We start from the raw sequence: 12812 nt of genomic DNA on the forward strand, positions 1-12812 counted from the left end.
CCGAGGCGGCAAAGGGAAGTCAGCACGCCCAGGACGACGCATTGCGGGGACGCGATGTGCGCAAACGCCACGACTCAACTTCTTCTGGCGCACAACTGGATTTTGCCTCCAGTGTTTCGACCGAGTCGTTTATACTGCGGCTGAAATTTGGCGGGGCTTTGCCACCAATGAGAACCGAGGCAGAAAATCTGGGCCAAGAGGGCTGCCGAGAGGCGAATGAGCGATTTTTGCCGAGCAAATATCCGAGCATACTGCTAGCGTCATCGCGATGGATGCACCTCCAGAGAACCCTCCCGCAAATCCGTCTGACGAAACACACGGCCGCCCGTCGCGCAACGACGAAACGCGTTTATCCAACTCGCTTGAATCGAGTATGAGTTCGCCGCTGACGGCGGGCCAACGCTTTGGCGATTTCCGCATTCGCGAGCTGATCGGTCGCGGCAAGGCCGGATTTGTCTATTCGGCCGACGACTTATTGGCCAAGCGGCGTTGTGCACTGAAGTTGTTGTGCCGCATGTCGTCCCACGATCTGTATCGCAACAAGCTGGGCTTCCGTCGGATGTCTCCGTTTCGGCACCCCTGCCTGCTCCGCACGGACCGGATCGAGATCATCGAGAAGTACACCGTCTTGTCGATGGAAGAGATCGAGGGCGAGACCTTGTATTCGGCCGCGCTGCGGTTGAAAGAACTGCCTCCGCCGGAGGCCTATCGACGCCTTCATTCGCTGCTGCATGACTATGCCGTCGGATTGGCGATCATGCACTTCGGCGGCTTGGTGCATCGCGATTTAAAACCGACGAACCTGATGGTCCGCAACAATGGGCACGGCGTGATCGTCGACTACGGCTTGGTGGCCAATTGCGATCCGGAAACGGACCCGTATGGGCTGCGTCCCTACATCGCGGGCACGCCGCGTTATTTTTCCCCCGAAGCATTGTGGGAACAAAGTTACACGCCGGCGGGCGATGTGTTCAGCCTGGGCTTGGTGATGCTGGATTGCCTGAACGAGATTTCCGGAAGCGACCGCTGGTTGCGTCAGGGTGATTTCGCGGACTGGGTGCGTGACGAAGACGAGCAGACGATTGCCGATGCCGTCTCGGGCATGGACGAAGACGTCCCACCGCTGCTTCGCATGGCCGTCGCCGGCATGCTGACTGCGGACCGCACCAAACGCCCGTCGTCACTTGAAATCGTCACGATGACGAAAACCGACGACAACCCGATCCGTCTGGTGACCACGCACCATCTGTTCGGCCGCGAACGGGAGCTGGAACAGTGTGAACAATGGATCCGCGAGATCTATCGTGGCCGCACCGGGCGGCTGCACATCCACGGCGAAGCGGGTGCGGGCAAGACCCGTTTGCTGGATGAAATCGAGCGTCAACTTCGACAGAACAATTGGGGGCAGGTGTTCCGGGTCAAATGCCGGTCACGTGAAAATCAGACGCTGCAGGTGTTGGACCAAATCGCCGATCAAATCGCCCAGCGTTACTCCCGTTCCGATCGCGACGCCTTGAGACTCGATCCGGTCAGCGCTTCGCTTCTGATCCATTCCTTTCCCCAGTTGCGTCACGTCATTTTCACAGACCTGGCCGAAACGCCCGGCTTGTTCTCGGCGGCCCCGGAACGACTGGATGCACTCTCGGCGGCGGCGCGGCTGAGCCGTGAACTGCGCAAAGTCGGCCCGTTGATTATCATCATCGATGACGCCCAGTGGTCCGACCACGACAGCGACACCGTCTGGGACGAGTTGCAAAAGGACACCGATGGCTCACTGGGAATCATCACGTCCTCGCGAAAACCGGAAACCAATCAACGCCAGGCGGCCGACCAGTGCGTTCACATCGGCCCACTGCCGCCCGATGCGGCGTTGTCGTTCTTGCAAACCGCGGCGACGCGATGGGAAGCCAACATCAACCCCGCAGGCCTGCAGGAACTGGTCGACATCTCACGCTGCAACGCCTTTCGGTTGCAAGAACTCGCCGAAGAGTTTCGTCCCGAAGGGATGCTGCATCAGGTTGAAGAATCCAATGACGCCTCGATCTCAAACCTGGGTGATGTCGATCGATTTTGGCGTGCCCGGTTTGACCGCTTGAGCGACGATGCCAAAAAGATCCTGGCGTTCATCGTGACCGCGGCGGCCCCGGTTTCGATCAGCCAGTTGGCCGAATTGAGCGGACAAGGCGAACAGGTCGATGTGTCCGTGTTTGAATTGGTCAACCAACGCCTGGTCAATGACGACGCCACGGGCAAAGAATGCATCACCGTGGTGCATGACAAAATCGCCGATGGTCTGATCGAAAACCTGGACACCACGGAACTGCATCAAGCCCACCTCGCCTGGGCGGACCTGTTATCCAAACTCAATCGACCGCGTGATTTTGCCGCCCGCATTGCCGGGCATTATTATGCCGCCGACCAGGACGGCCGGGCGTTGCCATTTGCGATCATGGCCGCCGAGAACGCCGACCGCGCCTTTGCCAAGTCGGAGGCGGGCGAATGGCACGAAAAAGTGCTCCACCAGGTCACCGGGGATGCCCGCGAGAAACACTTGCGTGATGCCGCCCGGTGTTTCCACGAAGCCGATTTGCCGGAGCGGGCGGCCCACTACTATCTCGAGCTCTCCGAAGGGGCGACCGACACGCTCGAACGCCTGCGGTTTCAAACCCTGGCGCTGCAACTGCTGCTGCGAAGTGGACAGATGGATCGCGCCCGACCCCTGTTGGCCGACTTGGCGGGGAAGTTTTCCATCGGGTTCGCCCCGGACGTCGGGGAGTACTCGCTCGCCGAGGTCCGCTCGCAACTTGCCCGATTGGCCGGCCAACTGAGCGACGTCAGTGACCTCGATTTGAACCCTCCGAAAACGCCGTCTTCGGACGAACGAGAAGCCCCCGGTGACGTCCCACCGCATCACGATTGCGTCGCAGCGTGCGAACTACATTTCTGTAGCGAAATCAGTCGTTCGATGGCGATGCTGGACTTTCGAGGCACCTTGCAATTGGTGCTCCACGGTGCCAACCGGGCCCTGGAACATGGAACAACAACCGAGCGAATTCATTTCGCCGCGATGGCACATATCTGGACCTCGCTGGTTTCCGCCGACCAGAGCCACGTTCAAGTTCAAAGCCGTGCGTCGCTTGACTCTCTGCTGGCGAGTCTGAGCGATCAACCGGCGAGCAAGATCACCGCGGAGATCCGTTCCGGGATCGCATTCACCGAGTCCCTGGCGATGCGATGGAGCGTCGTCCCCGATGCCGTCGACTCCTGCGTGCTCGACTTCACCGCCGAGTCCATCCCCTTGCGATTCGAAATCGCACACACGCGATGGTTACGTCTGTGGGCCGACTGGCACCTCGGACGCTGGAGTGAAATGCGGTCGATGGCCCATGAAATGGTCGACGATGCCAAACGCCGCAACGATTCCTACCAACAGCTGGTCGCCACGATCGGCTACGGTGGAAATGCGTTTCTCATGTCCGACAGCGTCGCCGAGTGTCAACAGCTTTGCCGAGACAACCTTCGCATCATGACGGACACCGGAACCGTCGAGCTGATCGATTTTTTCCAGTGGATGCAATCCGTCCAGCAGTCGCTCTACCTCGGCGATTTCGACGTCGCGTCGCGCCAGGTGATCGAGATGCGACGGTCCATCGACAAGTCGTTGATCCGACGGATCTTGCTGGTCCAAGTTTCCTTGGATTACTTCACGGCGTTGGTTTCGCTACACCTGCGCGGCCGGTCATCTGCTGACCCGCTGACCGACCCCGCGGTCGTTGAAGGCTGCATCGATCGACTGGACAACCAAACCTCCGACTACGGACGGATGCTGGCCGCACTGATCAGCGGAATCCATCAACGCCAGAGCGACGAACGGGAACAGGCGATCGAGGCATTCCAGCGAGCGGCAGAATTGGCCAGCCGACACGGGATGTTTCCCTACCAGCTGGCGGCCGAAGACGGCTTGCTGAACTGCGTCAAACCCGAAGCGGATGCCGATTCACTGTGTCAGCAGATGCTCAATCAGCGGATTGAACATCCCGAAAAACTGGAACGCCTCTACACGGTCGCCCCACCGCGAAACGCTGTCAAGCATGGTTAGCGGCAGCCCGCAAGCCCTCCGGTCTGTCACGGTGTTCGTGAAACGCGATCAAGCGATCGCATCGGATGTCGGTGATCCCTTGGCAAGATTGCATCGCATCAAACCATAGCGACCTACACTTTCTAGGCGATCGACGAGTCACCCGGTCTGAACGCATTCTCCCGCCCCCAACCTCCGCCACGTTTCGCACCCATGACAAGCTGCCCCCCGTGCGAACCGACCATCGATCGTAACGAGACTGCCAATTTTCAGTTCGAAATCCCTCAATTTTCCGCAACCGCATCCCAACTCGTCGACACACTGAACCAAAGCGACGCGAATGTTCCCGCGGTCGTTCAACTGATTGAATGCGAGCCGACGATTAGCTCTCAAGTTCTGAGACTCGCCAACAGCCCGATTTACGGTGCAAGTCGTGCGATCACCACGATCGGACACGCGATCGTGGTGCTCGGTTTTCGCTGCGTCGCCCAACAGGCGATCGCGTCGGCCTCGGGGGCGCTTTTCAAGGCGAAAGACGCAGCTTGCCAAGCACATCGCCTGGACACCTACATCCAGTCGCTGGGCGTCGCCACGACGGCCCGGTTCATTGCTAAACGGACCAAGGTCACCAATCCTGACGAAGCATTTTTGTGTGGCGTCGTCCATGACATCGGCAAACTGATCCTCTTTCAACATGCCGGTGAAGAATACGCAGGCATGCTCGATGAGTCTCCACACGAAAAATCGTTGGCGCCTGAAATCGAATCCTACGGGATCTCACATGCGACTCTCGGTCGTCAATGCGGCGTCGCATGGTCTTTGCCGACCCAAATGTGCATCACCATCGCAAATCACCATCTGTCACTCAAAGAAGCCGCTGACCCGCTTTCCCGAACACTCATTTGTGCCGCCTATCTGGCGAAAAAATGGCAACTGGGATTTTGCGAGGACGCTTTCAGCGAAGATTCTGAATTGGAGAGTGAACTTTGTGATTTCCAAGACCCTGACTTGGCGGCCGAGTGTCGCGAGCAGTTTGAAGCGATCCGCAACATCTGTCTTTCATAGAGAGTGCTGTGGAAACGTACCGCCTTCAAAGAACGCTGACCGTCTTGGTGAGTTGCCTGATCGTCACCGGATCGATCGGGTTCGTGGCGATCGAGGGCTGGACGTTTGCCGATTCGCTGTACATGACGATCATCACCATGTCGACGGTTGGCTTTGGCGAAACCAACGAACTGACGTCTCACGGTCGCGTCTTCACCTCGTCGTTGATCTTGGCCTCGATCGTGTTGATGGCTTGCTGGACCGCCGGGATCACCAGTTTCTTGGTGAACGGTCAGCTGAGTGGACAGTTCTACCGTCTAAGGACCAAAAAGAAGATCAACCAAATGAACAACCACGTCGTCGTTTGTGGCGGTGGAGCAACCGCCCGCACCCTGATTCACCAATTGAAGGTGCAAGGCAATCAGATCGCCGCGATCGTCAAAGAGCCTGGCGAAGTGGCGATGACACAGCGTTTTTTTCCGGACATTCCGTTGATCGAGGCGGATCCGAAATCCGAAATGGCATTGATCGACGCCAATATCCTTGAGGCAGCCCACCTGGTCGCCGCCACCGAATCCGACTTCGACAATCTGTTGATCGTGATTAGCGGCAAAGGACTCGGCACCGAACTGAAAGTCATCAGCGTGGCCGAGAACCCCGAATTGGCCAACCGAATGCTCAAGGTCGGGGCCGATGAGGTGGTCTGTCCGCTGGTGATCGGTGGCGAACGCATCGCGTCGATCATCAACGAAAGCAGCTGCCCAGAAGCCCCCCTGGCCGCCACGGTGTGACGCTTGGATCGCCCCAACAACGTTGCTTTCGGGCTATTTGCGACTCAAGGGGACAATTCGCGACATTCAGTGGGATTCTGCCGGATTCGTGTTGGCCAATCCTTGCGGCGCGTGTAGTCTCCCTACATCAGTGAGACGGACAAGGCGCTCGCTGGACGGATAGATCGGCCAGATCAAAACGAGAAACGTCATGGACGTTTGCTGGCCCACGCGAGCCGAATCGTTGAGTTGGATGCTCAACGGGCCTGCGACAGCGATTTTCGAAATGAACGAAGTCGCGACTCCTTGCTGCCTTCATTCGGCCACGTTGGCCGCTCTTTGAAAGCTGATTGCATCGATCGATGCAACCCTCCCCGGGACTTTCTTGTTTGTCCGGGAGTATCGAGCATTTCTTTCCATGCTGAAGATGCGTCGTGTCATCACGACATCAGCTGCCGGACATGTTTCGAAAACGCGAGTCGGTCTATCGAGACACGGCCACCCCAACACATCGGGATTCCTGCGGCAACACGTTTCCGCGAGACGCCCACACAAACGATTGAAGAGACGTACGTTGAAATCATTTCAAGAATTGGAATTGTTCGAGCCGTTGGAAAAGCGACTGGCCGAATTGGAGTACACGACCCCGACCCCGATCCAAGCCCAAACGATTCCCGCCGCCATTGAAGGCAAAGACATTCTCGGTTGCGCCCAAACCGGCACCGGCAAGACCGCTGCGTTTGCCCTGCCGATCCTCGACTTCCTGGGGCACGAAGCGCCCCGCGCCGCCTCGGGACGCCCGCTGGCACTGGTCCTGGCACCGACGCGTGAATTGGCCATTCAGATCGGCCAAAGCTTTCACACCTATGGGAAACACGTTCGGTTTCGCCAAACGCTGGTCTACGGCGGTGTGGGCCAAAACGAACAAGTCCGTTCCCTGAACAAGGGGGCGCACGTCCTGATCGCCACACCGGGCCGATTGATCGACCTGATGGAGCAAGGCCACGTGCGATTGTCGGACATCGAAATCCTGGTGCTCGATGAAGCCGATCGAATGCTGGACATGGGATTCATGCCGGCGATCAAAAAGATCATCGCCAAGCTGCCCCAAGATCGGCAGTCGCTGTTCTTTTCCGCCACGCTGCCTCCCAAGATTCGCGAACTGGCCGACCAGCTGCTGTTCAACCCGTTCCAGGTCAACGTGACGCCGAAAACCAAGAGCGTCGAACAGATCGATCAAAGTGTCCGCATGATGGACCGCTGCGAAAAGGTCGATCAACTCGTCAAGGTGCTCCGTGGCGACGACGTGCTTCGCTCGATCGTCTTCACACGCACCAAGCATGGCGCCAACGCGTTGACGCGAAAACTGGAAAAACAAGGCATCACGGCCACCGCGATTCACGGCAACAAGAGCCAAGCGGCCCGCCAGCGAGCGCTCAGCGCGTTCCGAGACAATCGCATCTCCGTGCTCGTCGCGACCGACGTGGCCGCCCGGGGAATCGACATCGACGACGTCACCCATGTCGTCAACTTTGACATGCCGATGGAACCGGAAAGCTATGTTCACCGCGTCGGCCGAACCGGCCGCGCCGGTGCCAACGGCATTGCGATTTCATTTTGCACCGTCGACGAACGGGACAAGCTTCGCGAAATCGAAAAGCTGATCGATCAACCCTTGCGCATCCAAAACCCGGGCGCGAAGCTGAACGACACGGCCAGCAAACCCGCCAAGTCGTCAAACTTCGGTGGCCGCAACGGATCCCGAAACAACGGATCGTCGTCGGCCAACGGAAACCGCCGCCCCAAGAAACGATTCGGCAAAGGCGGCTGGAACAAACGCCGCGCGACCGCCAAAGCGTAGCCGCCAAAGGCACTCAATCAGTGGCTGGAATGACAGGCTGGAAGCCTATCCCACGAGCCGTCAGTGAATGCCGGGTTCTTGGCCCGGCGACCGGCCTTCGAGAAAATCGAAATCACAGCCCCGATCGGCTTGCGTGACATGCTTGGCATACAGGTGTCCGTAGCCGCGTTCGGGAAGCAACGTGCCCAGCTGTTTGGACTGGCGTCGACGATCGATTTCTTCGTCGCTGACATCCCAGTGAATCCTTCGGTTGGGCACATCGATTTCGATCGGGTCTCCGGTCTCGACGAGCGCCAGCGGACCGCCGGCGGCACTCTCCGGGGCGATGTGCAGCACGCAGGTGCCATAGCTGGTCCCGCTCATCCGCGCGTCGCTCAGCCGGACCATGTCGCGAACACCTGCCTGCAACAGTTTCTTGGGGATCGGCAACATGCCCCATTCCGGGAATCCCGGGGCGCCGAGCGGGCCGGCATTGCGGAGAATCAAGACGCTGTCCGCGGTCACGTCTAGATCGGGGTCATGCAACTGGGCTTTCATTTCCGGATAGTTGTCGAAGACCAGTGCCGGACCGCGGTGGGTCAACAGTTTCGGGTCCGCGGCGATCGACTTGATCACGCAGCCATTGGGCGCCAGATTCCCTTTTAACAAACACGTCCCTCCGGCCGGCGAGACGGGATTGTCGCGGGTACGGATGACGTCGTCGTCGATCGATTCGGCACCCGCGATCTGTTCTCCCAGCGTGACGCCGCCCACGGTACGACATTCGGTGTGCAGCAGATCACTCAGGCGAGCCAGCAGCGCGGGCAGACCGCCGGCGTTATAAAAATCTTCCATCAAGAATCGGCCGCCGGGACGGATGTCGCCCAGCACCGGGGTGGTCCGCGACAGCTCGTCGAAATGCTCCAGCGTCAGCTCAATCCCCAGCCGGCCGGCGATCGCGATCAGATGGACGATCGCGTTGGTGCTGCCGCCGATGGCCAGCGACGCCATCAGTCCGTTTTCGATGGACTCGCGGGTGAGAATGTCCGACGGCTTCAGGTTCTCCCACGCCAAATCCACGGCGCGACGGCCGGTGCGGGTGGCCAGTCGGTGGTGGTCGGCAAACACCGCCGGCACGCAGGCGGCCCCGCCGAGCGACATGCCCATCGCCTCGGTCACCGCGGCCATGGTGCTGGCCGTGCCCATCGTCATGCAGGTACCGGCGGAACGGGCGATACAATTTTCGATCCCCTTCCAATCCTGGTCACACAAATTGCCGGCAACGCGTTCATCCCAGTACTTCCAAACGTCGCTGCCGCTGCCCAGCGTTTCGTTCTTCCAACGGCCTTTGAGCATCGGGCCGGCGGGCAAAAAGATCGACGGGATGTCGGCACTGATGGCGCCCATCAACATCGCCGGAACCGTTTTGTCGCAACCGCCCATCAACACCGCCGCATCGATGGGATGACAGCGCAAGACCTCTTCAACCTCCATCGCAAGCAAATTGCGATACAGCATCGTCGTCGGCTTCATCAACATCTCGCCGAGTGACATCACGGGAACTTCGACGGGAAAGCCGCCCGACTGCAAGATCCCCCGGCGGACTTCGTCGGCCCGATCACGAAAGTGCGAATGACAGGTATTGAGTTCACTCCAAGTGTTTAGAATCGCGACGACCGGACGGTTTTGATAATCAATGTCGTCGACCCCCATGCCCTTGATTCGCGAGCGATGCCCGAAGGAACGCATGTCATCGGGTCCGAACCAGCGATAGGAACGAAGTTGCGTCGGGTCTTGGGACGAAGGCTGGGTCATGGCGCGAGACACTGGCTGGGGAAGGGTGGGGAAGGGGAGAGCAGGGCTAGTCCTCAAACAGGGGCTAGTCCTCAAACAGACCGTCAAACAGTTCGCGGTTGCTGGTTCGGGCTTGTTGGACGAGCGCTTCGATCATCTTCGGATCGGATTCATTCATCAAGAAGGCCAGATCGCGCATCTTCGATACCCGATCGGGCAATTCGTGTCGTGCCGAAACATTCATCAACCGCAGATTGGCTTCGACGCGGCGCAGCGTGCGATAGTTGTTGATCAGCCGCAGCGACGTGTCGGCGGGCAACAGTCCCGCATCGGCCAGCTTTTGGAGCGCATCGATGGTACCGGTGGCGTGGATGTCGGGATGCATTCGGATGTGTTGAAGCGTCAACATTTGGGCGACGAACTCGACGTCAACGGTTCCGCCGACGCCGCGTTTCAAGTTCTCTTCGCTTGCCGTTTGCTGCATCCGCAAGCGCAACTCGCGGATTTCCTGGGCCATGGCGGGTCGCCACTCGGTGCCGCGCAGAATCCCCAGCAAGGTGTCGCCGGCATGCTTGCGGACATGGCGCGATCCAGAGATCACCCGCGCCTTGCAGAGTGCCAAACGCTGCCACAACGGAGCCATGCCACGTTGAAATCGGTTCGTGAACTGGTCCAGCGAAACCGCCAACACGCCTTCTTCGCCGGTCGGTCGTAGCCGTCCATCCAGCTCGTACAAGCGACCGTATTCGCCGGGCCGGTTGACCCGCGCCATGATCGCCGAGGTCAACTGGTTGAAGAACTGGGCATTGGTGATCGTCCTTCGCGGCCCGCCGACACGTCGCCGGGTTTGGCCGTCGCCGGTGTACAAGAAAACGACGTCTAGATCGCTGTGGTAATTCGGCTCGCGTCCGCCGAATTTACCGAGTGCCACGGCGATCAACTCCGCCGGCTGACCGTCCGGACCGATCGGATCGCCGAAACGCATCGCCAGCTGTTCCTGCTCGTACTCGGCGACCCGCCGCACGCAGGCTTCAGCGGTGTCGGCCAGCGACCGGTGGGTCGCCTGAACGGACTCTTTGCCGAGGATGTCTCGCACGCCGATCATCAGGTGCGCGCTGTTTTTGAAACCGTGCAAGACCACGTCGATGTCGGTGGCACGTCGACACAGATCGATCGAACGCGCGTCCAATCGCTGGGCCGATGGCAGACGATTCATCAGCAACGAATCGATCAACTCGTCGATCATGCCGGGCATCTCGATCAAGATGCTGCTCAGATATGGCGTCGCGGCGCACATCCGAATCATCAGTTGCATCGTTGCACGATTGGTTCCGAACAATTCCCAAAGACTGGATTTGCCGCCGATCGATTCGGCCACTTCGGCCAGCGTCACCAACGTCCGGTCGGGGTCGGGCGTGGTCGCGATTTCCGCCAACAAGTGGGGCGCCAGCGAGGCAAAAAAATGACGGCACCGTCGGCCCGAAAGAAACTGGATGGATTCGGTCGCCAGTGAATCGAGATGCAACATCGCGCGATCGGGATCACGCAGCGCATAGCGCGACAGGGTTTGACGAACTGATTCGGGATCCGGTGACGGATCGAGCACCAGTTCGGTTTCGATCGCGAAATCCTGTGGCGAATCCGAATCCTCATCCGACGGTGCGTCGACCATCAGGTGATTGAGCACTTTCCGGTTCAGCTGGAATGTCTCGCGCAATTGGGACTGGAACCGTTCCAGATCGCCGGATTTCCCTTGCTCGTCGCGAATCCCGAGATGCCAGGCGACGCGTCGCCGCATCAAATCATCGTTCGGCAAACAGCTGGTCGAACGCCCGAACATCACCGACAACTGGTGCTGCAGTCGACAGAGTCTGGCGTAGCCCTTGGACAACAGGCTGCCTTCTTGATGCGTCAGACAACCTTCACGCTCCAACGCGTTGATCGCTTCGGCCGTGCTGCCGACACGGACGGACTTGATGTCGCCGCCGTGCAACAGCTGCAGGAACTGGATCATCAATTCGATGTCGCGCCGACCGCCGGGCGCCATCAAGACGTCGTCGCCGTCGGTCTGCTGGGAATCAAAGCGACGCTGCAGTTTTCGGCGCAGCGAACGCACTTCGGCAAAGTCTTGTCGACTCATAAACCGCCGATAGATCCAGGGTTCCAATCGGCCCAGGAAACCGCTGCCCAACGCATGATCCCCCGCGACCACCCGAGCCTTGGTCAGTTTGATCCGCTGCCACGTCCGCCCTTCGGACTCCAACCGTCGCGCGGTCAGGGAACTGCCGCCGATGACAACCTCCGACCCGAGCGGCCGGAATGACGTGTCGATCGCGATGTTTAGCGCCGCGGCGTCTTCGGAACTGACCAACGCAATCACATCGGCGACCACCTGCCGAACGAATTCGCGATGCGATTCATTCTTTTCTTCGATCGCGTCGTACAAGAACAGCAGCTCCAAGGGGCTGCCGTACCCCATCTCCGTTCCGCCCAAGTGTCCCAAACCGATCACGGCCAAGCGGACGGTCTGGCCATCGATGCGCCGCGGCAACCCGACACGTTCGGCTTGACGCCGCAGCACGAATTTCAACGCCGCCTCCAAAACCGCATCGGCCACAAACGCCAATTGCTGGCCGACGTGATCCGGACTCAGATCACGGACGAATTCGCCGTAGGCGATGCGAACGATTTCGCGGCTGGTGAATTTACGGATCGCCAACGCAGCTCGATTGGGGCTTTCGAGCATTTCGAGTTCCGCGACCAATTCGTCCACCAGGAACTTTCGCTCGGCCGGCTGGCCGTCACTGGCCCGCATCAAATCAAAACTTTCCGGATCGGCAATCAAACGATTGGCCAGCGTTTGGCTGGTGGCAAAGATCTGCAGCAATGCCGACAACGCCGCCTCGTCGCGTTCAAACAACGACAACAGGGACGTCGGCGATCGACTGGCCGCGATGAAACGATCCAAGTTCTTGATCGTCGCGTCCAGATCGTCCAGGTCGTCGAAGTGACGCTGCAGACGAGCACGCAAGGTATCGAGAAGATCCGGCGGTGCACCACAGTTCCAGATCGACACCAAATGTTGGCGCGTCGTTGCCCAATGGTTCACCCGACCGGTGTCGATCCAGTCGAAGGCGGAGTCGTCGGAGCCGGCGGGGTCCGCAGCTCGGTTGGTCGAAGACGGCGTGGGCGGCTTCACGGAGGAATCGTCCTGTGCGAGGAATCGGAATCAAGAAGGAAGCGCCTACCGCCACGCCACGGCGGTTCCCCCCCGCGATTGCACGAC

Annotated in this window: 6 protein-coding genes; 4 read left to right on the forward strand and 2 right to left on the reverse strand. The window is 59.4% G+C overall.

Going from position 1 to position 12812, the window contains the following annotated elements:
- Positions 1–268 precede the first annotated feature (268 nt).
- From Enr13x_RS30180 to Enr13x_RS30195, 4 genes are all read left to right on the forward strand, one after another.
- On the forward strand, positions 269–4099 hold the full coding sequence (locus Enr13x_RS30180; RefSeq protein ID WP_145390581.1) for a protein kinase domain-containing protein: 3831 nt from the start codon (positions 269–271) through the stop codon (positions 4097–4099).
- A 192-nt stretch (positions 4100–4291) separates the two neighbouring features.
- Positions 4292–5143, forward strand: coding sequence for an HDOD domain-containing protein (locus Enr13x_RS30185; RefSeq protein WP_145390583.1), 852 nt, complete (start codon positions 4292–4294; stop codon positions 5141–5143).
- 8 nt (positions 5144–5151) lie between these two features.
- Positions 5152–5913: a potassium channel family protein gene (locus tag Enr13x_RS30190; protein ID WP_145390585.1), complete on the forward strand. Its 762-nt coding sequence runs from the start codon at positions 5152–5154 to the stop codon at positions 5911–5913.
- Between the two features lie 553 nt (positions 5914–6466).
- Positions 6467–7753: a DEAD/DEAH box helicase gene (locus Enr13x_RS30195; RefSeq protein ID WP_145390587.1), complete on the forward strand. Its 1287-nt coding sequence runs from the start codon at positions 6467–6469 to the stop codon at positions 7751–7753.
- A gap of 60 nt (positions 7754–7813) precedes the next feature.
- On the opposite strand, the gene araD is transcribed toward Enr13x_RS30195, so the two are convergent.
- Positions 7814–9547: an L-arabinonate dehydratase gene (gene araD / locus Enr13x_RS30200; protein WP_145390589.1), complete on the reverse strand. Its 1734-nt coding sequence runs from the start codon at positions 9545–9547 to the stop codon at positions 7814–7816.
- Positions 9548–9611: 64 nt separating this feature from the next.
- The gene (locus tag Enr13x_RS30205) at positions 9612–12725 is read right to left on the reverse strand and encodes a [protein-PII] uridylyltransferase family protein (protein WP_145390591.1); all 3114 of its coding nucleotides are present in this window, start codon (positions 12723–12725) and stop codon (positions 9612–9614) included.
- Positions 12726–12812: the final 87 nt, after the last annotated feature.

The sequence above is a fragment of the Stieleria neptunia genome (genome assembly GCF_007754155.1).
In the GTDB taxonomy this organism is placed as follows: Bacteria; Planctomycetota; Planctomycetia; order Pirellulales; family Pirellulaceae; genus Stieleria; species Stieleria neptunia.

Bases quoted from the DNA above. Each gene is read 5' to 3' on its own strand.
- Enr13x_RS30180 (WP_145390581.1), top strand. From the start codon at position 269: ATGGATGCACCTCCAGAGAACCCTCCCGCAAATCCGTCTGACGAAACA.
- Enr13x_RS30185 (WP_145390583.1), top strand. From the start codon at position 4,292: ATGACAAGCTGCCCCCCGTGCGAACCGACCATCGATCGTAACGAGACT.
- araD (WP_145390589.1), bottom strand. From the start codon at position 9,547: ATGACCCAGCCTTCGTCCCAAGACCCGACGCAACTTCGTTCCTATCGC.